This window comes from Pseudogulbenkiania sp. AW2-16 (assembly GCF_056824575.1).
In genome coordinates this window covers 1,787,326-1,811,449 of the sequence record NZ_CP157668.1, presented here as the reverse complement: position 1 = coordinate 1,811,449, position 24,124 = coordinate 1,787,326, and the positions used below count along the sequence as shown (strand labels likewise).

The window sequence follows — 24,124 nt, the reverse complement described above, 5'->3', positions numbered from 1 at the left end:
GAGTGGTGGAGGATGACGGGATCGAACCGACGACCCCCTGCTTGCAAAGCAGGTGCTCTCCCAACTGAGCTAATCCCCCAACAGGTCAAATGGTGGGTCTGGTTGGACTCGAACCAACGACCCCCGCCTTATCAAGACGGTGCTCTAACCAGCTGAGCTACAAACCCAGTTGCCTTCGTCGATCCGCTTTCGCAAACCAACTATGCCCTTAACGCGAATAACCGATAGGCTGTGAGTACTCGACTCGGCCCTTCTCTAGAAAGGAGGTGATCCAGCCGCAGGTTCCCCTACGGCTACCTTGTTACGACTTCACCCCAGTCATGAAGCATACCGTGGTAACCGGACTCCCGAAGGTTATCCTAGCCACTTCTGGTATCCCCCACTCCCATGGTGTGACGGGCGGTGTGTACAAGACCCGGGAACGTATTCACCGCAGCATGCTGATCTGCGATTACTAGCGATTCCGACTTCACGCACTCGAGTTGCAGAGTGCGATCCGGACTACGATCGGTTTTATGAGATTGGCTCCACCTCGCGGCTTGGCGACCCTCTGTACCGACCATTGTATGACGTGTGAAGCCCTGCTCATAAGGGCCATGAGGACTTGACGTCATCCCCACCTTCCTCCGGTTTGTCACCGGCAGTCTCATTAGAGTGCCCAACTAAATGATGGCAACTAATGACAAGGGTTGCGCTCGTTGCGGGACTTAACCCAACATCTCACGACACGAGCTGACGACAGCCATGCAGCACCTGTGTTCCGGCTCCCTTTCGGGCACCCTCGCGTCTCTGCGAGGTTCCGGACATGTCAAGAGCAGGTAAGGTTTTTCGCGTTGCATCGAATTAATCCACATCATCCACCGCTTGTGCGGGTCCCCGTCAATTCCTTTGAGTTTTAACCTTGCGGCCGTACTCCCCAGGCGGTCAATTTCACGCGTTAGCTACGCTACCAAGGATTCAAACCCCCAACAGCTAATTGACATCGTTTAGGGCGTGGACTACCAGGGTATCTAATCCTGTTTGCTCCCCACGCTTTCGTGCATGAGCGTCAGTGTCATCCCAGGGGGCTGCCTTCGCCATCGGTATTCCTCCACATCTCTACGCATTTCACTGCTACACGTGGAATTCTACCCCCCTCTGACGCACTCTAGCTGTGCAGTCTCCAATGCCGTTCCCAGGTTGAGCCCGGGGCTTTCACATCAGACTTACACAACCGCCTGCGCACGCTTTACGCCCAGTAATTCCGATTAACGCTTGCACCCTACGTATTACCGCGGCTGCTGGCACGTAGTTAGCCGGTGCTTATTCTTCCGGTACTCTCAGCTCCAGTGGATATTAGCCACCGGCATTTGCTCCCGGACAAAAGTCCTTTACAACCCGAAGGCCTTCTTCAGACACGCGGCATGGCTGGATCAGGCTTGCGCCCATTGTCCAAAATTCCCCACTGCTGCCTCCCGTAGGAGTCTGGGCCGTGTCTCAGTCCCAGTGTGGCGGATCATCCTCTCAGACCCGCTACTGATCGTCGCCTTGGTGGGCCTTTACCCCACCAACTAGCTAATCAGACGTCGGCCGCTCGAATAACGCAAGGTCTTACGATCCCCTGCTTTCCTCCTCGGAGCGTATGCGGTATTAGCACAGCTTTCGCTGCGTTATCCCCCATTACTCGGTGCGTTCCGACGCATTACTCACCCGTTCGCCACTCGTCAGCGGGCCGAAGCCCCTGTTACCGTTCGACTTGCATGTGTAAAGCATGCCGCCAGCGTTCAATCTGAGCCAGGATCAAACTCTTCAGTTCAATCTCATAGCAATTTTTGGCACGCAAGATCAAAGAAATATCAGGTATTTCCTGTCTTGCAGTGCAAGTGTCGGCTTTGCCGAGCACTCACACCTATCGGTTATTCTGTTTGTTAAAGAGCGGGGCTGACTGCGTCGTTTCCGTCGCTGCGTCAGCTGAGGAGGCGAACTATACGCCCCGACCCCCACCCCGTCAACGCCTTTTTGCAGAAAAATCACGGAAAATCGGCACGAAGGCCGCAAACTATTGATACACAAGCGAAACCCATCCGAAAACAAAAAGGGTTGGCCGAAGCCAACCCTGCTTTTCTACATCAGTGGACCGCTCATGCACGGTGCTGCAGTCGATAACAGACGTGGATTTTCTTATTGCGGAAGTCTTCCGGTACCGACTGGGCGCTGATATCGCGCACGTCGTAACTCTCGGCCAGCCGTGGATCGAGTGCGAACGAGCGCAGGTTGTTGGAGAAGTACAGCGTACCCCCCGGCGCGAGCAGCGCCATGGCATCGTCGATCAGCCGCACGTGGTCGCGCTGGACGTCGAGGATGTCGAGCATCTTCTTGGAGTTGGAGAAGGTCGGCGGGTCCATGACGATAAGGTCGAACTGTTTGCGCTGGTAGATGGCGTCGTCGAGGTACTGGAACACGTCGGCACGCACGAGCTGGTGACGGTTGAGATCCAGGCCGTTGAGTTCGAAGTTGCGGCGTGACCAGTCCAGGTAGGTATTGGACAGGTCGACCGTTTCCGAACTGATCGCACCGCCGGCACCGGCGTAGACGGTGAAGCTGCCGGTGTAGGCGAACAGGTTGAGGAAACGCTTACCGGCGGCTTCTTCACGCACACGCTTGCGGGTGTTGCGATGGTCGATGAACAGGCCAGTGTCGAGATAGGCCTCGAGATTGACGATGAAACGTTGGCCGAACTCTTCGATTATGAAGTCGTCGCCCAACTCGCCGAGCTTTTCGTACTGGCTTTCACCCTTTTGACGACGACGGGTCTTGAGCGCGATGTGCTCACGCGTCACGCCGGTGACCTGCCGGATGGCGTCCAAGCAGGCGTCGAGCCAGACTTCGCGCTCGCTGTCGTCCATTTCCCAGCCGGTATCGTATTCCTGCACGTGGACACGCTGGCCGTAGATGTCCACCGCCAGCGGGAACTGCGGCACGTCGCGGTCATAAGCGCGCCAGGCTTCGATGCCATGGCGGCGAGCCCATTTGGCGTAATGCTTGAAATTCTTGCCGAGTCGATTGGCGAACGGTGTCACATCCACCATGGCGCTATCCTTCTTCTGACCGGCCTGGAGCCGGAGTCCATCAAAAAAGCAAAACGCGCCAGTTTCGGACTCTGACGCGCGGGGTGTTTCGGCCAGGCGGATGGCCGAGCGGGAGATATTATGACTCGTTATGGCTTGTGGTGCATTTCCACCAGCTTGAGACAGACCGGTTCCGGCAGGTATTGGCGGATGACCAGTTCCCAGCCTTGCGGCCCGACCAGTCCCTTGACCATGGTGGAGGAGACTTCGGCGTATTCACGCGGCGGCAGCAGGAAGATGGTGGTGATGTCCGGGTGCAGGTCGGTATTGATGTAGCGCATGGTGCGCTCGTACTCGTAGTCGCTGGCGGTACGGATGCCGCGGATGATGTAGTTCGCGCCGACCGACTGAGCGTAATTGACCAGAAACTGGTTCTCGAAGACTTCGACGCGCAGATTGGGAAATTCCTGCGTGACGGCCAGCAGCATCTCGAGGCGTTCTTCGACACTGAAGCTGCAGTGCTTGTCCGGATTGACGCCAATGGCGACGATCACTTCGTCAAACAGCTCGACGGCCTTGCGAATGATCCACAGATGTCCATTGGTGACCGGGTCGAAACTCCCGGCGTACACGGCTCGCTTCAATTTGCGCTTTCCTGTTTTAATCGTCTGCACCATGGTCGAATCTATCCTGCAAAACGGGCAAGGTAAAGTTATTTTTGCTGCATAGCAAAAAACCCCGCCTCAAGCGGGGTTTCAGGCCGGGCGCTGGTTTCAGTCTATCAAACGTTGATTTCCTCCGCGCGATGACACGCCACCAGATGACCTTCCACCGGGCGCAATGGCGGCACCTCGCTGCGGCAGCGTTCGACGGCGTGCGGACAGCGCTTGTGGAAGGCGCAGCCGGTCGGCGGATTGAGTGGGCTCGGCAGCTCGCCGACGATCTTGATCTTGGCGTGCCGATCTTCCGGGCGGATCGACGGCGTGGCCGACAACAGCGCCTGGGTGTACGGGTGCAGCGGCCGCGAGTAGATCTGCTCCTTGCTGCCGCTTTCCACCGCGCGCCCGAGGTACATCACCATCACGTCGTCGGCGACGTGCTCGACCACGGCGAGGTTGTGCGAGACGAACACGTAGGCAGTCTTGAACTCGTCCTGCAGGTCCATGAACAGGTTGAGCACCTGCGCCTGGATCGACACGTCGAGCGCCGAGGTCGGCTCGTCGGCGATGACGATCCTGGGGTTGAGCATCATCGCGCGGGCGATGGCGATACGCTGGCGCTGGCCGCCGGAGAACATGTGCGGGTAGCGGTAATAGTGCTCCGGGCGCAGGCCGACCTTGGCCATCATGGCGCGCACCTTGGCCTGGCGCTCGGCCGCCGACAACGCGGTATTGATCAGCAACGGTTCGGCCAACTGGTCGCCGATTTTCTGGCGCGGGTTGAGCGAGGCGTACGGGTTCTGGAACACCATCTGCACCCGGGTGCGCATGGTTTTCAGGGTGGCACGGTCGGCCTTGGCGGCATCGACGCCGTCGAGCAGCAGCGAACCGGAGGTCGGCGGCTCGATCAGGGTCAGCTGGCGCGCCAGCGTGGACTTGCCGCAGCCGGACTCGCCCACTACGGCCAGCGTCTTGCCCGCCTGGAGCGAGAACGAGACGCCGTTGAGCGCCTTGACGGTGGCGGCGGGTTTGAGGAAGCCCTGCGACACGTCGTAATAGCGGGTCAGCTCCCGCGCTTCGAGAACGGTAGTCATCGGGACTCCTTGTCATACAGCGGAAAATGGCAACGCACGGCGCCCTGAGGCAGCGGGGTCAACGCCGGCCGCTCGGCACGGCAACGCTCCTGCACGTACGGGCAGCGCGGCGACAGCAGACAGCCCGACGGCCGGTCGTACTGGCCCGGCACGATGCCCGGCAGCGTGGAGAGGCGGTGCGCGCCCTTGCTGTGTTCCGGGATCGACTTCAGCAGCGCTTCGGTATACGGATGGGAGGGGTGACGGAAAATGTCCGGCACCTGGCCCATTTCCGCCACCTGGCCGGCGTACATCACCGCCAGACGCTGCGCCACCTCGGCCACCACGGCCAGGTCGTGGGTGATGAGGATCAGCGCCATGTTCTGGCTTTGCTGCAGGCTGACCAGCAGCTCCATGATCTGCGCCTGGATGGTGACGTCGAGCGCGGTGGTCGGCTCGTCGGCGATCAGCAGCTTGGGATTGCAGGCGATGGCCATGGCGATGGCCACGCGCTGGCTCATGCCGCCGGAGAGCTGGTGCGGGTAGGCGGAAAGACGGCTCGCCGCCGCCGGGATTTCCACCATTTCCATCAGTTCCAGCGCACGCGCCTTCAGCGCCGCCCCGCGCAGCCCCTGATGCAGCTTGAGCACCTCCATGATCTGGTAGCCGACGGTGAAGCTCGGGTTGAGCGCCGTCATCGGGTCCTGGAAGATCATCGAGATGTCCTTGCCGACGATCTTGCGCCGCGCGCGCGCGCTGATGGTGAGCAGGTTCTTGCCGTCGAACTGCAGCTGGTCGGCGACGATGCGGCCCTGCCCTTCCAGGAGGCCCATCATCGCCATCATCGTCACCGACTTGCCGGAACCGGATTCGCCGACGATGCCCACGATCTCGCCCTGATCGACGGTGAGATCCAGCCCTTCCACGGCGCGGAAGGGGTTCTTGTCCGAACCGAACTCGACCGAGAGGTTCTTGATTTGCAACAGACTCATGTATTTCCCCTTACGCGGCGCGCTTCAGTTTCGGGTCGAGCGCATCGCGCAGGCCGTCGCCCATCAGGTTGATGGCCAGGACCGACAGCAGGATGGTGAGGCCCGGCAGGGTCACCACCCACCAGGCGCGTTCGATGTAGTCGCGCGCCGAGGCCAGCATGGTGCCCCACTCCGGGGTCGGCGGCTGCACGCCGAGACCGAGGAAGCCCAGCGCGGCGGCTTCGAGAATGGCCGAAGAGAAGCTCATGGTGGCGTGCACGATCAGTGGCGCCATGCAGTTGGGTAGCACGCAGACGAACATCAGCCGGACCAGGCCGGCACCGGCCACGCGCGAGGCGGTAACGTAGTCGCGGTTGAGTTCGGTCATCGCCGAGGCGCGGGTGAGGCGCACGTAGGCCGGCAGCGCCACGATGGCGATGGCGATCATGGTGTTGATCAGGCCCGGGCCGAGGATGGCGACAATGGCCACCGCCAGCAGCAGCGCCGGCAGCGCCATCATGATGTCCATCAGGCGCATGATCAGGCTGCCCAGCACTTTGGGGAAGAAGGCGGCGATCAGGCCGAGGATCACCCCGGGCACCATCGCCATCACCACCGAAGTCAGGCCGATCAGCAGCGACAGGCGCGCGCCGTGGATCAGCCGCGACAGCAGGTCGCGTCCCAGTTCGTCGGTGCCGAACAGGAAGCGGCTGGACCCGCCATCCATCCAGACCGGCGGCGCGAGGATGGCGTCGCGATACTGTTCGATCGGGTTGTACGGCGCGAGCCAGGGCGCCAAGAGCGCGCTGAGCGTGATCGCGAGCATGAACACCAGCCCGGCCACGGCGCCCTTGTTATGGGAGAAGCCCTGCCAGAATTCTTTCAATGGCGAGGGGTACGACAGCGCCACATCGTCGGCGGCGGTCGCAACGGGAGAAGCTTGTACGTTGGCCATGACGGCTCCTGTGCGGTTACTTGGCATGACGGATGCGCGGGTTGGCGATGCCGTAGAGGATGTCCACGATGAAGTTCACCAGGATCACCAGCGTGGCGACCATGAGGATGCCGTTTTGCACCACCGGGTAGTCACGCCGGCTGATGGCGTCGATCAACCACTTGCCGATGCCGGGCCAGGAGAAGATGGTTTCGGTCAGGACCGCGCCGCCCATCAGCGTACCCACCTGCAGCCCCATCACCGTCAACACCGGGATCATGGCGTTGCGAAGGGTATGGATGAAGATCACCCGCGCCGGCGACAACCCCTTGGCGCGCGCGGTGCGGACATAGTCCTCACGCAGCACTTCCAGCATTGAGGAGCGGGTCATGCGCGCGATCACCGCGAGCGGGATGGTGCCCAGCACGATGGCGGGCAGGATCAGGTGCTTCAGCGCATCCTTGAAGGCGCCGGCGTTGAGCGAAGGGTCGGCGGCTTCGGCCAACCAAGCGTCGATCAGCATGAAGCCGGTGCGCGGCGCGATGTCGAAGGCCAGGTCGAGCCGGCCCGACACCGGCGTCCAGCCGAGCTTGACCGAGAAGAACATGATGAGGATCAGGCCCCACCAGAAGATCGGCATCGAGAAACCGGTCAGGGCAAGCCCCATGACGCCGTGATCGAAGATCGAGCCGCGCTTGATGGCGGCGATCACGCCGGCCAAGAGGCCGAACACGGCGGCGAACAGCATGGCCATCACGGCCAGTTCCAGCGTGGCCGGAAACAGCGTGGTGAATTCCTTCCACACGCTGTCCTTGGTCACCAGCGACTCACCCAGATGGCCGGTCGCCAGGTTATGCAGGTAATCGACGTATTGCAGGTAGATCGGCTTGTCGAGGCCCAGGCGATGCATGGCGTCGGCATGCATCTGCGGGTCGAGGGTACGCTCGCCCACCATGACTTCCACCGGATCACCGGGGATCAGGCGAATCAGGCCGAAGGTGATCAGCGTGATGCCGAAAAACGTCGGCAGCAGCAGACTCAGGCGCCTCAGAATGAATGAAAACATAGTGAAACATCTCCCACGCTCAGTGCACGCAGCGATAAGGCGCACTGTTGGTCGACCCCGGGTAAGGGATCATGCCAAGCGAAAGATGGAGGAAGAACCGCGGGAGAAGAGAGAAGGAGGCGCCGGACGATAACGTTGCAACTGAACCACCCACCCACATCAGCTACTCGTTACCGTCACGGCAAGAGAACGATAACATCGAGCTGGCGCGGGGGTATTGATATAGGTCAAGAAGCGACGAAGATGCATCCGGCCGCGGTCATTTTCCCGGCCCCAGTCGGCCTTTCCACCATCCGCTCAACGGCCCCGATCTGCTGCGGGTCATGCCCTTTGCATGGTCGGAACCGTTGTAATGGATCGGGGGCCGCAGCCCCCGAAAATCAGCATCAGACAGGCGCAGTGCCGTCCTTACTTGACGCTGACGCCGTAGAAGGAATTCAGGCCGAACGGGCTGACCTTGAAGCCTTCCACTTCCTTGCGCATCGGCTGGTTCACCGTGGAGTGCGCGATGGTGGTGAGCGGCACCTGCTGCTTCACGATTTCCTGCGCCTTCATGTAGAGCTTGGTGCGCTCGCCGACGTTGGCGGTGGTCTTGCCCTTCTGGATCAGGTCTTCGAACGGCTTGTAGCACCACTTGGAGAAGTTGTTGCCGTTCATCGCTTCACAGCCGAACAGCACGCCCAGCCAGTTGTCCGGATCGCCGTTGTCGCCGGTCCAGCCGATCAGCATGGAATCGTGCTCGCCGGCCTTGGCGCGCTTGAGGTACTCGCCCCACTCGTAGGACTGGATCTTGGCCTTGACGCCGATCTTGGCCCAGTCGGACTGGATCATTTCGGCCATCACTTTGGCGTTCGGGTTATACGGGCGCTGCACCGGCATAGCCCACAGGCTGAGTTCGAAACCGTTCGGGAAGCCGGCCTTCTTCAGCAGCTCCTTGGCCTTTTCCGGGTTGTACGGGGCGTCCTTCAGCGACTTGTTGTACGACCACTGGGTCGGCGGCATCGGGTTGGTGGCCGGCTGACCTGCGCCCTGGTACACGGCGTCGATGATGGCTTTCTTGTTGATCGCCATGTCCAGCGCCTGGCGCACTTCGAGCTTCTCCAGCGGCTTGTGCTTGACGTTGTAGGCGACGTAGCCGAGGTTGAAGCCGGACTGCGACATCACCTTGAGTTTCGGGTCGGCCTTCATCGCCGGCACGTCGGCCGGGCGCGGGAAGGTGGTGACCTGGCATTCGCCGGCTTTCAGCTTCTGGAAGCGCACCGACGGATCGGTGGTGATGGCGAACACCAGGTTGTCGAGCTTCACCTCACCCTTGTTCCAGTATTCCTTGTTGCCGACGAAGCGGATCTGGGCGTCTTTCTGGTAGCGCTTGAAGATGAACGGGCCGGTGCCGACCGGCTGCTGGTTGATCAGCTGCGGCTTGCCTTCCTTCAACAGCTTGTCGGCGTATTCGGCAGACTGGATCGAGGCGAAGCTCATCGCCAGATCCTGCACGAAGGCGGCGTCGATCTTCTTCAGGGTGAACTTGACGGTGTACGGGTCGATCTTCTCGACGTGGGCGATGTTCGCGTCCATGCCCATGTCGGTGAAGTACGGGAATTCGGTCGGGTAGGCCTTGCGGAACGGGTGGTTCTTGTCGAGCATGCGCTGGAAGGTGAACAGCACGTCGTCAGCGTTGAATTCGCGGCTCGGCTTGAAGTAGTCGGTGGAGTGGAACTTGACGCCCTTGCGCAGATGGAAGGTGTAGTTCAGGCCATCCGGCGAGACCTCCCACTTTTCGGCCAGGCCGGGAATCACCTTGGTACCGCCGCGTTCGAATTGCACCAGGCGGTTGAACACGGTTTCTGCCGAGGCGTCGAAATCGGTGCCGGTGGTGTACTGGCCCGGATCGAAGCCGGCCGGGCTCCCCTCGGAACAGTAGATCAAGGTACCGGCGGCCTGCGCCATGGACGCGCCGGCGAGCAGGCCAGCGGTGAGCAGCAAATGCTTGGCAATTTTCATAGTTTCCCTATTCCCTGCTTGTATTTAAGGTTTCAGCTTTTACAGTCCGCCAGCGCCCGGATAGGGTGCAGGCGGTATCGTCACTACAATCACGCCCTGCCCTTTCTCCCCCTGATGTCGCCCGGAACGGGTCCGAAGGGAGATCGTGCGGCCAACACTCGGCGGTTATCAGGCTCCGAGACGACTTCTGCTGGTGCGCGCCGAGTATTCCACACTTCAACTATCACATCCATTCGCAAACAATGATAGCCAATGCGGTTTTGTTATAATGTCGCCTGTGCCAGCCATTCAAGAAAGCTTTCCCCATGATCCGTTTCCGCCAAGTCGAGGCCTTCCGTTGCCTGATGGTGACCGGCACCAGCGTCGGTGCCGCGCGTCGCATGCACATCACCCAGCCGGCGATCAGCCGGCTGATCGCCGATCTCGAGGCGGACCTGGGCTTTCGCCTGTTCAACCGCACCAAGGGGCGGCTCGAACCGACCATGGCGGCGGTGCGCTTCTACCGCGCCGTGGAAGAAAACTTCCTCGGCTTGGAACGCCTCAGGCAGGCGGCCGATACCATTCGGCAGGAGGCTTCCGAAGGCCTGACCATAGCGTGTCTGCCGGTACTGTCCACCGCCCTGCTGCCGCCGATCCTGCGCGAATTCTTCAAGAGAAAACCGGGCATGCCGGTGAAGGTCGACTCCGCCAATAGCCCGGAAATCCTGGTGCGGCTGCAGGATCTCAAGGTCGACATTGCAGTGTGCCAAGCCTTTCCCCCCATTGCCGGCATCGAGATGGAGCCGCTGCTGGAGGGCAACGTGCTGTGCGCCATGCCGGCCACGCACCCGCTGGCCAGGAAGGAGGTGATCGTGCCGGAGGACCTGCACGAGCAGGATGTCATCGGCTGGCTGCCGGACGGCCTACTGTCGCGCGGCATGGAGGAGGCCTATCTGCCCGACCCGGCCATCCGCCCGCGCTACACCATCCGCACCTATACCTCGCACACCCGCTATGCCATGGTGGCCAACGGCTTCGGCGTCTCCATCGTCGAGCCCTTCGCCGCCCCGCTGTGGGAACCGCACGGCGTGGTGGTACGGCCGTTCCAGACCGAGATTCGCCACCAGTACGTGCTGGCCTACCCGAGCACCGGCATCCGCTCCGACATCGCCCACGATTTCCGCGAGGCCGCGCTGGCCGTGGCGCGCGAACACGACTTCGGCCACGTCACACGCAAGGATTAGGCACAGCCCACCTGAGGCCTGGCGGCGGGTGGCCTGAGCCGGCATGGCTCAGGCTTGCTTCAGTACCACGCTGCCGACCGAGTAACCCGCCCCGAACGAGCAGATCACGCCCATATCATTAGTTCGTAGCCGATCTTTATGTAAATGGAAAGCGATGATCGAGCCGGCGGAGCTGGTATTGCCGTAGCGGTCCAGGATCACCGGCGCCTCGTCGGGACCGGCCTCGCGGCCGAGCACGCGCCGCGCGATCAGCTGGTTCATCGCCAGATTAGCCTGGTGCAGCCAGAAGCAGCGCACGTCGTCGGGCCGGATCGCCAGTTGCCCCAGGTGGGCGACGATGTGCTCGCCCACCATCGGGCAGACTTCCTTGAATACCTTGCGCCCCTGCTGCACGAACAGTTTGTCCGGCCGGCCGATGCCGCTTTCGTCGCAACGGTTGAGAAAGCCGAAGTTGTTGCGGATGTTGTTGGAAAAGGCGGTAGCCGGGCGGGTCCCCAGCACTTCGTAGACGTTGGCCGAAGCCGCCAGGTCGGCACGCTCCAGCAGCACCGCGGTGCAGGCATCGCCGAAGATGAAGTGGCTGTCGCGGTCGCGGAAGTTGAGGTGGGCCGAGCAGATTTCCGGGTTCACCATCAGCACCGCACGCGCCTGCCCGCACTGGATGGCATTGACCGCGCTGTGGATGCCGAACGTCGCGGAGGAGCAGGCCACGTTCATGTCGAAGGCGTAGCCCTGGATGCCGAGCGCCCGCTGCACCTCGATCGCCAGCGCCGGGTAGGGCCGCGGCAGGTTGGAGCAGGCGGCGATCACCAGGTCCACGTCTTCGGCCAACCTTCCGGCCTGGGCCAGCGCCTCGCGTGCGGCGGCGAGCGCCATCTCGGCCTGCAGCGACAGGGTCTCGTCGTCCCGCTCGGGCAGGCGCGGCGCCATGCGCGCCGGGTCGAGCACGCCCGCCGCGTCCATCAGGAAGCGCTGGCGGATGCCCGAGGCCTTCTCGATGAACTCGGCGCTCGACGCCGCCAGCGGTTCGACCTCGCCGGCGGCAATGGCCTCGGCCTGCTCGGCGTTGAAATGGGCGGCGTACTGGTTGAAGGCCGCGACCAGCTGTTCGTTACCGACCGCATGGGGCGGGGTAAACAGGCCCGTGCCGCTGATGACCACCTTGTGCATTGCTCACTCCCAGCCGGCGGCAGTGGCCGGCGCATCAAAATCAAACAAATGTTCGACTGATGATACACCAAGCAACCACGGATCATTAAGAAACACATGCCAGCCTCACTAAAACCAAGTAAAATAGTCAAGTTATAGCCGGTGTCGACGAAACGGCTTCTGCCCGTGCCTCAATGCAGATGAGCAAACTTGGCCGACCAGTAGTTGACTAAATTACTCGGAAATTAGGTATAATCCGGATAACCATTCCCAACGGAAACTGAGATCATGCGTTTGACCACCAAGGGACGCTTCGCCGTCACCGCCATGCTGGATCTGGCCTTGCGCCATGGCAACGGCCCCGTCACGCTGGCGGGGATCAGCGAACGGCAGAGCATCTCGCTTTCCTACCTGGAACAGCTGTTCGGCAAGCTGCGCCGCGCCGAACTGGTGGAAAGCGTGCGCGGTCCGGGCGGTGGCTACACCCTGGCCAAGAGCGCCGAACAGATTTCGGTGGCGGACATCATCACCGCCGTGGACGAGCCGGTGGACGCCACCCAGTGCGGCGGTCGCGAGAACTGTCACGACAACCATCGCTGCATGACCCACGACTTGTGGACCAACCTCAACGCCACCATTTTCGATTACCTGTCCAAGGTAACGCTGTTCAGCCTGGTGGCCGAGCAGCACGCCAAGGATGTCAACGTCATGCAGGACAAGCGCGAAGCCACGCCACAGCGGGCTCGCGTCACGCCGACCGGCGCCATGTGAACCGGACGCCTTTTGTGGAGATATTAAGAATGAGTCAGCTCAAGCTTCCGATCTACCTCGACTATTCCGCCACCACGCCGGTCGACCCGCGCGTGGCGGAACAGATGGTGGTCTACCTGACCGAGAAATTCGGCAACCCGGCGTCGCGCAGCCACAGCTTCGGCTGGGAAGCGGAAGCCGCGGTGGAACAAGCCCGTGCTGACGTGGCCGCGCTGGTGAACTGCGACCCCAAGGAAATCATCTGGACCTCCGGCGCCACCGAGTCCGACAACCTGGCGATCAAGGGCGCCGCCCAGTTCTACAAGAGCAAGGGCAAGCACATCATCACCGTCAAGACCGAACACAAGGCCGTGCTCGACACCTGTCGCGAACTGGAACGCCAGGGCTTCGAGGTGACCTACCTCGGCGTCAAGGACAACGGCCTGATCGACCTCGACGACTTCATGGCGGCGCTGCGCCCGGACACCATTCTGGTATCCGTGATGTACGTCAATAACGAGGTCGGCGTAATCCAGGATATTCCACAGATCGGCGAGATCTGCCGCGAGAAAGGCATCGTGTTCCACGTCGACGCCGCCCAGGCTACCGGCAAGGTCGATATCGACCTGAGCCAGCTCAAGGTCGACCTGATGAGCTTCTCCGCCCACAAGACCTATGGCCCGAAAGGCATCGGCGCGCTGTACGTGCGCCGCAAGCCGCGCGTGCGCCTGGAAGCGCAGATGCACGGCGGCGGCCACGAGCGCGGTTTCCGCTCCGGCACGCTGGCGCCGCACCAGATCGTCGGCATGGGCCAGGCCTTCCGCATCGCCCGTGAAGAGATGGCGACCGAGAACGAGCGTATCCGCATGCTGCGCGACCGCCTGTGGAACGGCATCAAGGATATGGAAGAGGTCTACATCAACGGCGACATCGACGCCCGCGTGCCGCACAACCTCAACGTCAGCTTCAACTTCGTCGAAGGCGAATCGCTGATCATGGCGGTGAGGGACCTCGGCGGTATCGTCCGGCTCGGCCTGCACCTCGGCCAGTCTGGAGCCGTCCTACGTGCTGCGCGCACTGGGCCGCAACGACGAACTGGCGCACAGCTCGATCCGCTTCACCATCGGCCGCTTCACCACCGAGGAAGAGATCGACTACACCATCAAGCTGATGCGCGAGAAGATCGGCAAGCTGCGCGAACTGTCCCCGCTGTGGGAAATGTTCAAGGACGGCGTCGACCTCAACAGCATCGAGTGGGCCGCCCACTAAGAACCCGTTCACGATCTGTCGCGAGCGGCCCTCAGCGGGGTGAAGAGCAACGCAGAAACCGGAATGTACTGGAGTACATGAGGATTTCGAGCAGCACATGAGCCCCGATCAGGGATGCGCAGCAAGATCGAGAGCAGGTTCTAAACCAGATTACCGGCGGGAGGCAGTCCCTCCCGCACGCAAGGAGAACTACACCATGGCATACAGTGAACAGGTCCTGGACCATTACGAGAACCCGCGCAACGTCGGCTCCTTCGACAAGGGCGACGACAGCGTCGGCACCGGCATGGTCGGCGCGCCGGCCTGTGGCGACGTGATGAAGCTGCAGATCAAGGTCAACGAGAACGGCGTGATCGAAGACGCCAAGTTCAAGACCTACGGCTGCGGCTCGGCGATCGCCTCGTCCTCGCTGGTGACCGAGTGGGTCAAGGGCAAGACGCTGGACGAAGCCATGTCGATCAAGAACACCGAGATCGCCGAAGAGTTGGCGCTGCCCCCGGTGAAGATCCACTGCTCCATCCTGGCCGAAGACGCCATCAAGGCAGCAGTGAGCGACTACAAACAGAAACACGGCAAGTAAGCGGATGGCAGGCTCCGCCTGCCCTCTGCCCCATCGGCAGGAACGACTATGGCAATCACTCTTTCCGAACGTGCGGCCGACCATGTCCGCAACTTCATCGCCAAGCGCGGCAAGGGCCTGGGCATCCGCCTCGGCGTGAAAACCTCGGGCTGCTCGGGCATGGCCTACAAGCTGGAGTTCGTCGACGTCGCCAGCGACGAGGACGTGACCTTCCAGAGCCACGGCGTGACGGTATTCACCGACGCCAAGAGCCTGGCCTACCTCGACGGCACCGAACTCGACTACGCCAAGGAGGGCCTCAACGAGGGCTTCCAGTTCAACAACCCGAACGTCAAGAACGAGTGCGGTTGCGGCGAGAGCTTCAACGTCTGAGTCACCTTGAGAGCCATGCTGCCGGAACCGACCTTCGTGGTCGGTTTTGTCTGAAAAGCAGGGCGCTGTTTGCGAGATGCCATGAACTTCGACTTCAAGCAGGACCATTTCAGCCTGTTCGGGTTGCCGCGCCGCTTCGCGCTGGACGCGGGCCAGCTCGATAGCGCCTGGCGCACCGTGGCGGCGCAGGTCCATCCCGACCGTTACGCCAGCGCCGGCGACGCGGAGAAGCGCGCCGCACTGATGATGGCGACCCACGCCAACGAAGCCTACCGCACCCTGAAATCGCCGCTGGCGCGCGCCCGCTACCTGCTGCAACTGGCCGGCGTCGACACCCAGGAAGACACCAATACCAGCATGCCGGCCGATTTCCTGATGGCGCAGATGGAATGGCGGGAGGCGATCGGCGAGGCCAAGGACGAGCACGACGTGGCGGCGCTGGAGAAGCTGGCGCGCGAACTGCAACGCGACGCCGCCGCCCTGCAGCAGCAGCTCGGCGTGGTGCTGGACGACACCGGCGATCTGGACGGCGCCGCCGTCCTGGTTAGAAAATTGCGCTTTCTGGAAAAACTCGAACAGGAAATCGGCGACGCCATCGAAACCCTGCTGTTCTGACCCCACAGGTTGGCCGAAGCCGCCTCTACAACACGATTGACCACCATGGCCCTCTTGCAAATTGCCGAACCCGGCCTCTCCGCCTCACCCCATCAACACCGCCTCGCCGTCGGCATCGACCTCGGCACCACCAACTCGCTGGTGGCCACCGTGCGCAGCGGCGCGGCCGGCGTGCTGCCGGATGAGCACGGCCGCAGCCTGCTGCCCTCGGTGGTGCGCTATCTCGACGGCGGCGACGTGGCGGTGGGCTTTGCCGCGCAGGCCGAGCAGAGCCGCGACCCGCACAACACCGTCGTGTCGGTGAAACGCTTCATGGGGCGCGGCCTGGCCGACATCAGCGAAGCCGCCGCCCAGCCCTACCGCTTCGTCGACGCGCCCGGCATGGTGCAGCTGATCACCCGCGCCGGCCCGAAGAGCCCGGTGGAGATCTCCGCCGACATCCTGCGCGCGCTCAAGCAACGCGCCGAAGATTCGCTCGGCGGCGAGCTGGTGGGCGCGGTGATCACCGTGCCGGCCTACTTCGACGACGCCCAGCGCCAGGCCACCAAGGACGCCGCCCGCCTGGCCGGACTCAACGTGCTGCGCCTGTTGAACGAACCGACTGCCGCCGCCATCGCCTACGGTCTCGACAACAGCTCCGAGGGCGTCTACGTGGTGTACGACCTCGGCGGCGGCACCTTCGACGTCTCCATCCTCAAGCTCACCCAGGGAGTGTTCGAAGTGCTCTCCACCAGCGGCGACTCGGCCCTCGGCGGCGACGACTTCGACCATCGCGTGTACTGCTGGACGCTGGCGCAGGCCGGCCTGTCCGGCCTCAATGCGCACGACTCGCGCCTGTTGCTGACCTGCGCGCGCGAAGCCAAGGAAGCGCTCACCGAGCACGCCAGCACCCGGCTGACCGCGCTCCTGTCCGACGGCCGGGCCATCGACCTGACGCTCGACCAGGACACCTTCCGCGACATCACCAAGACCCTGGTCGACAAGACCCTGCTGCCGGTGCGCAAGGCGCTGCGCGACGCCCGCATCGGCGTCGACGACGTCAAGGGCGTGGTGATGGTGGGCGGCGCCACGCGCATGCCGCACATCCAGAAGGCGGTGGGCGACCTGTTCGGCCAGACCCCGCTCACCAACCTCGACCCGGACAAGGTGGTGGCGCTGGGCGCCGCGATGCAAGCCAACGTGCTGGCCGGCAACAAGCAGGACGACGACTGGCTGCTGCTCGACGTGATCCCGCTGTCGCTCGGCATCGAAACCATGGGTGGGCTCACTGAGAAGATCATTCCGCGCAACAGCACGCTGCCGATCGCGCGCGCCCAGGAATTCACCACCTTCAAGGACGGCCAGACCGCGATGTCGATCCACGTGCTGCAGGGCGAGCGCGAACTGGTGAGCGACTGCCGTTCGCTGGCGCAGTTCGTGCTGCGTGGCATTCCGCCGATGGTGGCGGGGGCGGCGCGCATCCGCATCACCTTCCAGGTGGACGCCGACGGCCTGTTGGCGGTGTCGGCACGCGAACTGACCTCGGGGGTGGAAGCCCACATCGAGGTCAAGCCGTCCTACGGCCTGTCCGACGAGGACATCACGCGCATGCTGACCGACTCGCTGGCGCACGTGCAGGACGACATCGAGGCGCGCAAACTGCGCGAAGCCATCGTCGACGCCGAAAGCCTGGCCGACGCCACCCGCGCCGCCATCGCCGCCGACGGCGACCTGCTCAGCGCCGACGAGCTGGCCGGCATCGAAGCCGGCATCGGCGCGGTGGCCGACGCCATCGCCGGCAACCGCACCGTGGCGATCAACGAAGCCGCCCACCAGCTCAACCGTCTCACCGAAACCTTTGCCGCCCGCCGCATGGACCGCAACGTGCAGCGCGCGCTCAAGGGTCACAACATCGCCGAATTGTAAGGATCACCCATGCCAAGAATCATCGTGCTGCCCCACGTCGACCTGTGCCCGGAAGGCGCCGTGATCGAGGATGCCGAGAGCGGCAAGAGCATCTGCGACGTGCTGCTCGAAAACCACATCGAAATCGAGCACGCCTGCGAAATGTCCTGTGCCTGCACCACCTGCCACGTGGTGGTGCGCGAGGGCATGGGGTCGCTGAACGAGGCCGACGAGCTGGAAGAAGACATGCTGGACAAGGCGTGGGGACTGGAAGCCAACTCGCGCCTGTCGTGCCGGGCCATCGTCAGCGACGAGGACCTGGTGGTGGAGATTCCGCGCTATACCATCAACCTCGCCCGCGAGAACCACTGAACGCTTGTGAATAAATCTGCTGCGCGTCCCTGATCGGGGCTCATGCGCACTGAGGGCCGCGCGCGACGATTTCTTTTACAAGCTCTGAGGAGAGCCGAACTATGAAATGGACCGACATCCACGACATCGCCATCGAACTGGCCGACGCCCACCCGGAAGTCGACCCGACCGCGATCCGTTTCACCGACCTGCACAACTGGGTGGTGGAGCTGCCTGAATTCGACGACGACCACCAGCGCGGCGGCGAGAAGGTGCTGGAAGCAATCCAGCAGGCCTGGATCGACGAAGTGGCTTGATGGCTGGTGAATTCGTCCGCGGCACATTCCGACCCCGCTCCGGTGATGCTCGCCGTACCACACGTGCGGCGGCGTCTTGGCTCGGCGAGGACCGCCGGGAGCCTCTGTGGGACGATTTCTTTCACCTGTCCTGAACGCCCTCCAAACGCCCTGCCTTGCCGCGGGGCGTTTTTGTTTCCACAATGAGGAGTGCTCCCGTCATGAAAGAGAACCCCATGTTCACCCTGGTCATCGGCAACAAGAATTCCTCGTCCTGGTCGCTGCGCCCCTGGCTGGTGCTGAAGATGCTGGACGAGCCGTTCAACGAACAGCTGATTCCCTTGTTTCAGCCCGATACCAAGAGCCGCATCCTGGCCGCCAACCCGGCCGGCAAGGTGCCGGTGCTGCTGGACGGCCAGCTGCGGGTGTGGGATTCGCTGGCGATCTGCGAATATCTGGCCGAATGCTTCCCGGCGGCCCAGCTGTGGCCGCAGGACCTTGCCGAGCGCGCCCTGGCCCGCTCGGTCGCGGCCGAGATGCACTCCGGCTTCGCCGCGTTGCGCCAGCACCTGCCGATGGACATCGTCTCGCGCCACAGCGGTTTCGCCGTGCCCGAGGCGGCGGCGGCCGACATTCGCCGCATCGTCGAGATGTGGGAGGAATTGCTGCACCGTCACCAGGACAACGGGCCGTTCCTGTTCGGCCATTTCACCATCGCCGACGCCATGTACGCGCCGGTGGTGACACGCTTTGTCAGCTACGACGTGGAGTTGCCGGCACGCTCCCAAGCCTACGCCGACCACATCCTGGAGCTGCCGGCGATGCAGCAATGGTACGACGATGCCGAAGCGGAAGTGGGAACGCCGCTCGCCTGACGCCGCCCCTGCTCCGTCCGCCGGGACCTCGCCAGCGGCGGCACCCGGCCGTGACCGGACGCCTCACAGGCTCTAGAATGGCGCGTATTTGCCTGACGGGACGCGCGCCATGAGCCCAGCCCCACTTCCCCCTTTCATCATCGGCATTGCCGGCGGCAGCGGCAGTGGCAAAAGCACCGTGACGCGCCGTCTGGTCGAGGCCATCGGTCGCGAGCACGTGGCCCTGCTGGTGCAGGACAACTACTACCGCGACCAGCCGCAGCTCTCGGCAGAGCAGCGCGCCCAGACCAACTACGACCATCCCGACGCCTTCGACTGGGCACTGCTGCGCGCGCATCTCGCCGCGCTGGGCCAAGGCCGTCCGGTCGCCATGCCGCACTACGACTTCGCCAGCCATCGCCGCGCCGAGCGCAGCCAGGCTGTCGCCGCGGCGCCGGTGATCGTGCTGGAGGGCATCCTGGCCTTGCACGACGCCGTACTGCGCGAGTGCATGGCGCTCAAGCTGTTCGTCGATACCGAGGACGACATCCGTTTCATCCGCCGCCTGGAACGCGACATCGCCGAGCGCGGTCGAACCCTGCAGCAGGTCGTCGCGCAGTACCTGGCCACGGTGCGGCCGATGCATCGGCAGTTCGTCGAGCCGACCCGGCGCTTTGCCGACGTCATCCTGCCGCACGGTGCCAACGACCCGGCACTCGAACTGATCGCCGCGCGCGTCGCCGCCGTGCGACGCTGAGCCGCCACGGTTCCCGGATTCTGGAGAAAGCGATGCCCCGTTACCTGTTGCTTGCGCTGACGGTCCTGCTCGCCGGTTGCGCCACGCTCAACGAGCAGGAATGCCGCAGCAAACCCGCCTCCGGGCTGGGACGGGAAGACGGCCGCCAGGGCTACGGACTGTGGCGGCTGGACAAGCACGTCGAGGCCTGCGCCCGCTTCGGCCTCGGCATCGACCACCGTGCCTACCTGGCGGCCCGCGAGCAAGGCTTGCGCGAGTACTGCACGCCGGACAACGGCGAGCGCGTCGGCCGCCGCGGCGAGCGCTACGAGAATGTCTGCCCGGCGGAGCTGGAAGCCGCCTTCCTCAAGCGCTACTACCCGGCCTACCTGGAGTACCGCCTGGATTACCGCGACGATTTCTGGCCGGGCTTCCCCTGGCACCGCCATCCGCGCTGGTGAGACCCGCGCATCGGCCTGGCGCCATGCCCGTGACGCGCCGCCCCCGGCTCAGGTGCCATCCGGTGTGCAGGGCTGGATCGCGCGCGGCGGGATCGGCACCGACAGCACGATCGAGGTGCGCGTCTCGCCGAAGTGGTTGATGCGGCCGATGAAGGCCTCGAGGTGGCGGGTGTCGCGCGTCACCACCTTGATGATGTAGGAGTCGCTGCCGGTGACGTGGCAGCATTCCAGCACCTCCGGTGCGGCGCGCAGCGTGTCGAGCAGGCGGTTCTTGTAGGGTTGGGCGCAGTTGATGCCGATCAGCGCGGAGAGTCCGTAACCGACCTGCTGCGGCGCCACGTCGGCGTGGTAGCCGGTGATCACGCCGGCCTCTTCCAGGCGCTTGACGCGTTCGGTGACCGCCGGCACCGACAGCGCGACGCGGCGCGCCAGCTCGGTCAGGGTGAGTCGGGCATCCTGCTGCAGGGCCTCTAGGATGGCCCAGTTTTTCCGGTCCAGTTCCATGACGATTTTCTCCCCCTTTTCATTTTAGCCTTATTTTTTCAGGCAGCCATTGCTAACTTCCTGTGTTTCGCCATGTTAGCGCGGCGCTGCCGCGGGCACACTGGGGCGTATCAGAAACTCGGGAGGAGACATCCATGGAGAGCAGTTGGGGCTTGGCCGCCAAGGCGGTGCTGATGGGGCTGGCGATTGCCGCACCGGTGGGGCCGATCGGCCTGCTGTGCATCCAGCGCACCTTGCAGCACGGTCGGCTGGCGGGCTTCGTCAGCGGGCTGGGCGCGGCCTGCGCCGACGGGCTGTACGGTGCGCTGGGCGCCTTCGGCCTCGCTGTGCTGTCGGCTTATCTGAACGGTCTGCAGCAGTGGCTGAGCCTGCCCGGCGCGGTGTTCCTGGGCTGGCTCGGCTGGCGCACCTTGCAAAGCGGAGCGGCTGCCACCAGCGCCGCCGCGCTGCCGGGAGGGCGGCTGCCACGGCTGTTCCTCTCCACCTTCGCGCTGACGCTAGCCAACCCGATGACCATCGTCGCCTTCAGCGGGGTGTTCGCGGCGCTGGCGGCAAGCCGCAGCGCGCTGTCGGCGACAGACGCCTGGAGCATGATCGCCGGGGTCTTTACCGGCTCGGCACTGTGGTGGGGGCTACTGGCCCTGGTCACGGGGCGGCTCGGAGAGCGGCTCGGCACGCCGCAGCGGCGCTTGATCAGCCGGCTGGCCGGGGTCTTGCTGCTCGGCATGGCGGCGTGGCAGCTGCTGCGCTGGCTGGGCGGGTTGCGCTGAACTGTATGCCTGACAGCGGGCGCCACTGTGCCTTGCCAAGTGGAGGCCGCGTCCCCACTCTGTAGGGTTCATCACCCGCATTCAGGAGAGATCATGCAGGAAGCCTTCTACCGCGATCCATACCAGACCCGGCTGGAGACCCGGGTGCGCCGCCACGACGAACATGGCGTGGTGCTGGAAGAGACACTGTGCTACCCGCTGGGCGGCGGCCAGCCGGGCGACTGCGCCACGCTGAGCACGGCGGACGGGAAGGTGCTGACGGTGCTGGACACACGCCGCGACAAGGCCACGCGCGACATCGTGCACCTGGTGGCGGCCGATGCCCCAAGGTTGGCCGAAGGCACCCAAGTGACGCTGGAGCTGGACTGGGCACGGCGCCACCGCCACATGCGCGTGCATACCTGCCTGCACCTGCTGTCGGTGGTGATCAAGGCCGGTGTCACCGGCGGCAACCTGACCACCGAGTCGGGCAGGCTCGACTTCGACCTGCCGGAAGGCATGGTGCTGGATCGTGACGAGATCGAACGCGAGCTGAACCGGCTGATCGCCGAGGACCGTGCGGTGAAGGTGGTGATGACCTCGGGCGAGGCGCTCAAGGCGCAGCCGGAGCTGATCAAGACCATGTCGGTCACGCCCCCGCTGGAACTGCCGGAGATCCGCCTGATCGAGGTCGATGGCGTCGACCTGCAACCGTGTGGCGGCACCCACGTGGCCCGCACCGGCGAGATCGGCCCGGTCGTGATCAAGAAGATCGAGAGCAAGGGGGCACGCAACAAGCGTGTGGTGGTGGCGCTGGCGGAGTGAAGCACCCAGCCCGCCGCGAGGGCGGCCAGACGGCGCCCTCCCGGCTCAGGCCTGCCGCTGTTGAGCCCCGCCGCCCTGCCGGGCACTCACGGCATCCAGCAAGGCGTCGAGCTCGGCCAGCCCCTCCTCCCACTGGTGATGGCCGGACGCCACGTTGATGTGGCCGCCATGGCGCAGCCACACCAGCGGCGCCTGCCACAGGCTGGCGAGGCGTGCCGAACGCAACGGCAGGCAGAACGGATCGCTGTCGCTGGCGACGATGCGCGCCGGGAACGGCAGCGCCGCCGCGGGCAAGGGCGCAAATGGTAGCAGTGCCGGCGGTGCGCTGGCGCGTTCGACGTCCGCCGGGGCCACCAGCAACGCGCCCGCCAGCTTGTGCGGGTGGCGCCGGGCGTAGTGGGCCACGGTGACGCAGCCCAGGCTGTGCGCGATCACCACCACCGGGCGGCGGCTCGCCTCGACGGCGCGGTCGAGCCCGTCCAGCCAGTCTTCCAGCCGCGGCGTGTTCCACTCCTCATTGTCGACGCGGCGCGCGCCGAGGCTGTGCTGCCAGTGGCTTTGCCAGTGCTCGGGAGCGGAGTTGTTCCAGCCGGGCTGGATGATGAAGTCGAAGTCGACGTAGTCGTGGCGCATGGTGCGACCCCGGGGAGGAAAGGCGATGAGGCGACTATATCGCAGCTTCTATATTTCTAAAAATAATGAATATTTGTTTTTTAATAACAAATAGAAATTTAAACATCCAGCCAGCTCCACTCCTGCCGGCAGGCCGACGGGCCATCGCCCCCGGTGGCTCCAACAACACATTGGGCATAACTCTGCGCCGGAAAGCGTCTGCGGCACACAGCGAAACTTCCGGCAAAACCCCGACGGTGCAGGAAAGCCGCCATCTTGCACGATGCCATTCAGGGAAAAATCAGTTTAAAGAAAAACCGAAGTGATTTTTAAGCATAATCGTCTAACTTACAGAGGGTGTTGCGCGCCCACCCCCCATCCGTAGCCCACAGCGCCACCACGTCATCGCTAACCAAGTTGAACGAAAGAGATAACCATGAAGCCGAAAAACCTTATCCCGGCCTTCTCTTTACTGGGGATTACGCTGCTGTCGGTACCGGCGGCACATGCCGCGGATGCGGCAGCAACAGGATGGTATGGGGGGATCAGCGTCGGGCAATCGAAAGCCCAGGACTTCAGCGCCAGTGATTTTGACTCCACCCTCGCCCAAGGCGGACTGACGGCAAGCGGCACCTCGGTGGACGACACCGACACGGGCTGGAAGCTGTTCGCCGGCTACCAGTTCAACCGCTATTTCGCGGTGGAAGGCGGTTATCTGGACCTCGGCCGCTTCAATGCCCACACCACGGTGACGGCGGTCGATGGCTCCCCCATTACCCCGACTTCGGTCGACGCCAGCGTGAAGGTAAAGGATGGGCTGTTCATCGACGCGGTCGGCATCCTGCCGATCACCGAACAGTTCTCGGCATTCGGCAAGCTCGGCGTCTACAGCCTGAAGACCGAAATCTCGGCCTCGGCAGGAGGTCGTTCGGCCAGCGACAGCGCGCGTAACAGCGATCTGACCTATGGTCTCGGGGTGAACTACGCCTTCACCAAGGAATTGGCGCTGCGCGCGGAATGGGAGCGCTTCCACAAGGTTGGCGACTCCGACAAGACCGGCCAATCCGATGTTGACCTGCTGTCGCTCGGGCTGACCTACCGCTTCTATTGAGCCCCCTCGGGCGTAAAAAGGCCGGGCTTAGC

24 protein-coding genes, 2 tRNA genes, 1 rRNA gene and 1 pseudogene are annotated in these 24,124 nt (G+C 63.5%); 15 read left to right on the top strand and 13 right to left on the bottom strand.

What is annotated here, in order from left to right; translation table 11 throughout:
• Positions 1-3: 3 nt before the first annotated feature.
• The 10 genes from ABKF58_RS08785 to ABKF58_RS08740 form a co-directional block, all read right to left on the bottom strand.
• Positions 4-79: transfer RNA gene (locus tag ABKF58_RS08785), tRNA-Ala, on the bottom strand.
• 11 nt (positions 80-90) lie between these two features.
• Positions 91-167: transfer RNA gene (locus ABKF58_RS08780), tRNA-Ile, on the bottom strand.
• Positions 168-259: 92 nt separating this feature from the next.
• Positions 260-1,795: ribosomal RNA gene (locus ABKF58_RS08775) — 16S ribosomal RNA — on the bottom strand.
• Between the two features lie 325 nt (positions 1,796-2,120).
• A complete protein-coding gene (locus tag ABKF58_RS08770; RefSeq protein WP_482584156.1) occupies positions 2,121-3,068 on the bottom strand; it encodes a class I SAM-dependent methyltransferase in 948 nt (315 codons plus the stop codon).
• A gap of 128 nt (positions 3,069-3,196) precedes the next feature.
• Complete coding sequence (gene coaD, locus ABKF58_RS08765) at positions 3,197-3,724, bottom strand: pantetheine-phosphate adenylyltransferase (protein WP_014088282.1); 528 nt, start codon at positions 3,722-3,724, stop codon at positions 3,197-3,199.
• 104 nt (positions 3,725-3,828) lie between these two features.
• Positions 3,829-4,800: a peptide ABC transporter ATP-binding protein gene (locus ABKF58_RS08760; protein WP_482584155.1), complete on the bottom strand. Its 972-nt coding sequence runs from the start codon at positions 4,798-4,800 to the stop codon at positions 3,829-3,831.
• Positions 4,797-5,771, bottom strand: coding sequence for an ABC transporter ATP-binding protein (locus ABKF58_RS08755; RefSeq protein WP_294867943.1), 975 nt, complete (start codon positions 5,769-5,771; stop codon positions 4,797-4,799). Before ABKF58_RS08755 ends, ABKF58_RS08760 begins: the two co-directional genes overlap by 4 nt.
• A gap of 10 nt (positions 5,772-5,781) precedes the next feature.
• Complete coding sequence (locus tag ABKF58_RS08750) at positions 5,782-6,705, bottom strand: ABC transporter permease subunit (protein WP_008952573.1); 924 nt, start codon at positions 6,703-6,705, stop codon at positions 5,782-5,784.
• Between the two features lie 16 nt (positions 6,706-6,721).
• Positions 6,722-7,750, bottom strand: coding sequence for an ABC transporter permease subunit (locus tag ABKF58_RS08745; protein ID WP_482584154.1), 1,029 nt, complete (start codon positions 7,748-7,750; stop codon positions 6,722-6,724).
• Between the two features lie 408 nt (positions 7,751-8,158).
• Entirely contained in the window at positions 8,159-9,751 is a 1,593-nt protein-coding gene (locus ABKF58_RS08740) for an ABC transporter substrate-binding protein (RefSeq protein WP_482584153.1), read from the bottom strand.
• 305 nt (positions 9,752-10,056) lie between these two features.
• On the opposite strand from ABKF58_RS08740, the gene ABKF58_RS08735 reads away from it, so the two are divergent.
• Positions 10,057-10,974: a LysR substrate-binding domain-containing protein gene (locus tag ABKF58_RS08735; protein ID WP_014088287.1), complete on the top strand. Its 918-nt coding sequence runs from the start codon at positions 10,057-10,059 to the stop codon at positions 10,972-10,974.
• A gap of 48 nt (positions 10,975-11,022) precedes the next feature.
• Here ABKF58_RS08735 and ABKF58_RS08730 read toward each other — a convergent pair whose 3' ends face one another.
• Complete coding sequence (locus ABKF58_RS08730; protein WP_482584152.1) at positions 11,023-12,144, bottom strand: beta-ketoacyl-ACP synthase III; 1,122 nt, start codon at positions 12,142-12,144, stop codon at positions 11,023-11,025.
• 267 nt (positions 12,145-12,411) lie between these two features.
• Here ABKF58_RS08730 and iscR point away from each other — a divergent pair, with 267 nt between their 5' ends.
• The 11 genes and pseudogenes from iscR (at position 12,412) to ABKF58_RS08675 (ending at position 20,291) form a co-directional block, all read left to right on the top strand.
• Entirely contained in the window at positions 12,412-12,894 is a 483-nt protein-coding gene (gene iscR / locus ABKF58_RS08725) for a Fe-S cluster assembly transcriptional regulator IscR (RefSeq protein ID WP_008952568.1), read from the top strand.
• A gap of 29 nt (positions 12,895-12,923) precedes the next feature.
• A pseudogene (locus ABKF58_RS08720) lies at positions 12,924-14,142 on the top strand (IscS subfamily cysteine desulfurase).
• A gap of 196 nt (positions 14,143-14,338) precedes the next feature.
• Positions 14,339-14,722 (top strand): Fe-S cluster assembly scaffold IscU, encoded by a 384-nt coding sequence (iscU, locus tag ABKF58_RS08715; protein WP_008952566.1) that lies wholly within the window; start codon positions 14,339-14,341, stop codon positions 14,720-14,722.
• A 48-nt stretch (positions 14,723-14,770) separates the two neighbouring features.
• Positions 14,771-15,094, top strand: coding sequence for an iron-sulfur cluster assembly protein IscA (iscA, locus tag ABKF58_RS08710; RefSeq protein WP_008952565.1), 324 nt, complete (start codon positions 14,771-14,773; stop codon positions 15,092-15,094).
• Between the two features lie 81 nt (positions 15,095-15,175).
• Positions 15,176-15,709 carry a Fe-S protein assembly co-chaperone HscB gene (gene hscB / locus ABKF58_RS08705; protein WP_294867863.1) on the top strand — a complete coding sequence of 178 codons (534 nt, stop codon included), beginning with the start codon at positions 15,176-15,178 and terminating at the stop codon, positions 15,707-15,709.
• A 45-nt stretch (positions 15,710-15,754) separates the two neighbouring features.
• Positions 15,755-17,614, top strand: coding sequence for a Fe-S protein assembly chaperone HscA (gene hscA, locus ABKF58_RS08700; RefSeq protein WP_482584151.1), 1,860 nt, complete (start codon positions 15,755-15,757; stop codon positions 17,612-17,614).
• Between the two features lie 9 nt (positions 17,615-17,623).
• Positions 17,624-17,965, top strand: coding sequence for an ISC system 2Fe-2S type ferredoxin (gene fdx, locus ABKF58_RS08695; RefSeq protein WP_482584150.1), 342 nt, complete (start codon positions 17,624-17,626; stop codon positions 17,963-17,965).
• A 101-nt stretch (positions 17,966-18,066) separates the two neighbouring features.
• On the top strand, positions 18,067-18,261 hold the full coding sequence (gene iscX, locus ABKF58_RS08690) for a Fe-S cluster assembly protein IscX (protein ID WP_008952561.1): 195 nt from the start codon (positions 18,067-18,069) through the stop codon (positions 18,259-18,261).
• 200 nt (positions 18,262-18,461) lie between these two features.
• Entirely contained in the window at positions 18,462-19,115 is a 654-nt protein-coding gene (locus ABKF58_RS08685; protein WP_482584149.1) for a glutathione S-transferase family protein, read from the top strand.
• Positions 19,116-19,224: 109 nt separating this feature from the next.
• Positions 19,225-19,851 carry a uridine kinase gene (gene udk / locus ABKF58_RS08680; protein WP_482584148.1) on the top strand — a complete coding sequence of 209 codons (627 nt, stop codon included), beginning with the start codon at positions 19,225-19,227 and terminating at the stop codon, positions 19,849-19,851.
• Between the two features lie 32 nt (positions 19,852-19,883).
• The gene (locus ABKF58_RS08675; RefSeq protein WP_482584147.1) at positions 19,884-20,291 is read left to right on the top strand and encodes a DUF2799 domain-containing protein; all 408 of its coding nucleotides are present in this window, start codon (positions 19,884-19,886) and stop codon (positions 20,289-20,291) included.
• A 48-nt stretch (positions 20,292-20,339) separates the two neighbouring features.
• Here the strand turns inward: ABKF58_RS08675 and ABKF58_RS08670 are convergent, their stop codons facing one another.
• Positions 20,340-20,795, bottom strand: a complete 456-nt coding sequence (locus tag ABKF58_RS08670) for an Lrp/AsnC family transcriptional regulator (RefSeq protein WP_008952557.1) — start codon at positions 20,793-20,795, stop codon at positions 20,340-20,342.
• A gap of 134 nt (positions 20,796-20,929) precedes the next feature.
• Between ABKF58_RS08670 and ABKF58_RS08665 the strand changes: the two genes are divergently transcribed.
• Complete coding sequence (locus tag ABKF58_RS08665; protein ID WP_482584146.1) at positions 20,930-21,565, top strand: LysE family translocator; 636 nt, start codon at positions 20,930-20,932, stop codon at positions 21,563-21,565.
• Between the two features lie 93 nt (positions 21,566-21,658).
• On the top strand, positions 21,659-22,369 hold the full coding sequence (locus ABKF58_RS08660; protein WP_482584145.1) for an alanyl-tRNA editing protein: 711 nt from the start codon (positions 21,659-21,661) through the stop codon (positions 22,367-22,369).
• Positions 22,370-22,414: 45 nt separating this feature from the next.
• Here ABKF58_RS08660 and ABKF58_RS08655 read toward each other — a convergent pair whose 3' ends face one another.
• Positions 22,415-23,002 carry an RBBP9/YdeN family alpha/beta hydrolase gene (locus ABKF58_RS08655; RefSeq protein WP_482584144.1) on the bottom strand — a complete coding sequence of 196 codons (588 nt, stop codon included), beginning with the start codon at positions 23,000-23,002 and terminating at the stop codon, positions 22,415-22,417.
• A gap of 415 nt (positions 23,003-23,417) precedes the next feature.
• On the opposite strand from ABKF58_RS08655, the gene ABKF58_RS08650 reads away from it, so the two are divergent.
• A complete protein-coding gene (locus ABKF58_RS08650) occupies positions 23,418-24,092 on the top strand; it encodes an outer membrane beta-barrel protein (RefSeq protein WP_482584143.1) in 675 nt (224 codons plus the stop codon).
• Positions 24,093-24,124: the final 32 nt, after the last annotated feature.

Excerpts from the sequence above, each read along its gene's own strand:
- ABKF58_RS08650 (WP_482584143.1), top strand. The coding sequence starts at position 23,418 with ATGAAGCCGAAAAACCTTATCCCGGCCTTCTCTTTACTGGGGATTACG.
- iscX (WP_008952561.1), top strand. The coding sequence starts at position 18,067 with ATGAAATGGACCGACATCCACGACATCGCCATCGAACTGGCCGACGCC.
- ABKF58_RS08730 (WP_482584152.1), bottom strand. The coding sequence starts at position 12,144 with ATGCACAAGGTGGTCATCAGCGGCACGGGCCTGTTTACCCCGCCCCAT.
- fdx (WP_482584150.1), top strand. The coding sequence starts at position 17,624 with ATGCCAAGAATCATCGTGCTGCCCCACGTCGACCTGTGCCCGGAAGGC.
- ABKF58_RS08750 (WP_008952573.1), bottom strand. The coding sequence starts at position 6,705 with ATGGCCAACGTACAAGCTTCTCCCGTTGCGACCGCCGCCGACGATGTG.
- ABKF58_RS08760 (WP_482584155.1), bottom strand. The coding sequence starts at position 4,800 with ATGACTACCGTTCTCGAAGCGCGGGAGCTGACCCGCTATTACGACGTG.
- ABKF58_RS08735 (WP_014088287.1), top strand. The coding sequence starts at position 10,057 with ATGATCCGTTTCCGCCAAGTCGAGGCCTTCCGTTGCCTGATGGTGACC.
- ABKF58_RS08685 (WP_482584149.1), top strand. The coding sequence starts at position 18,462 with ATGAAAGAGAACCCCATGTTCACCCTGGTCATCGGCAACAAGAATTCC.
- iscA (WP_008952565.1), top strand. The coding sequence starts at position 14,771 with ATGGCAATCACTCTTTCCGAACGTGCGGCCGACCATGTCCGCAACTTC.
- coaD (WP_014088282.1), bottom strand. The coding sequence starts at position 3,724 with ATGGTGCAGACGATTAAAACAGGAAAGCGCAAATTGAAGCGAGCCGTG.
- ABKF58_RS08755 (WP_294867943.1), bottom strand. The coding sequence starts at position 5,771 with ATGAGTCTGTTGCAAATCAAGAACCTCTCGGTCGAGTTCGGTTCGGAC.
- ABKF58_RS08655 (WP_482584144.1), bottom strand. The coding sequence starts at position 23,002 with ATGCGCCACGACTACGTCGACTTCGACTTCATCATCCAGCCCGGCTGG.
- ABKF58_RS08665 (WP_482584146.1), top strand. The coding sequence starts at position 20,930 with ATGGAGAGCAGTTGGGGCTTGGCCGCCAAGGCGGTGCTGATGGGGCTG.
- hscB (WP_294867863.1), top strand. The coding sequence starts at position 15,176 with ATGAACTTCGACTTCAAGCAGGACCATTTCAGCCTGTTCGGGTTGCCG.
- ABKF58_RS08670 (WP_008952557.1), bottom strand. The coding sequence starts at position 20,795 with ATGGAACTGGACCGGAAAAACTGGGCCATCCTAGAGGCCCTGCAGCAG.
- ABKF58_RS08745 (WP_482584154.1), bottom strand. The coding sequence starts at position 7,750 with ATGTTTTCATTCATTCTGAGGCGCCTGAGTCTGCTGCTGCCGACGTTT.
- udk (WP_482584148.1), top strand. The coding sequence starts at position 19,225 with ATGAGCCCAGCCCCACTTCCCCCTTTCATCATCGGCATTGCCGGCGGC.
- iscU (WP_008952566.1), top strand. The coding sequence starts at position 14,339 with ATGGCATACAGTGAACAGGTCCTGGACCATTACGAGAACCCGCGCAAC.
- ABKF58_RS08770 (WP_482584156.1), bottom strand. The coding sequence starts at position 3,068 with ATGGTGGATGTGACACCGTTCGCCAATCGACTCGGCAAGAATTTCAAG.
- hscA (WP_482584151.1), top strand. The coding sequence starts at position 15,755 with ATGGCCCTCTTGCAAATTGCCGAACCCGGCCTCTCCGCCTCACCCCAT.
- iscR (WP_008952568.1), top strand. The coding sequence starts at position 12,412 with ATGCGTTTGACCACCAAGGGACGCTTCGCCGTCACCGCCATGCTGGAT.
- ABKF58_RS08740 (WP_482584153.1), bottom strand. The coding sequence starts at position 9,751 with ATGAAAATTGCCAAGCATTTGCTGCTCACCGCTGGCCTGCTCGCCGGC.
- ABKF58_RS08675 (WP_482584147.1), top strand. The coding sequence starts at position 19,884 with ATGCCCCGTTACCTGTTGCTTGCGCTGACGGTCCTGCTCGCCGGTTGC.
- ABKF58_RS08660 (WP_482584145.1), top strand. The coding sequence starts at position 21,659 with ATGCAGGAAGCCTTCTACCGCGATCCATACCAGACCCGGCTGGAGACC.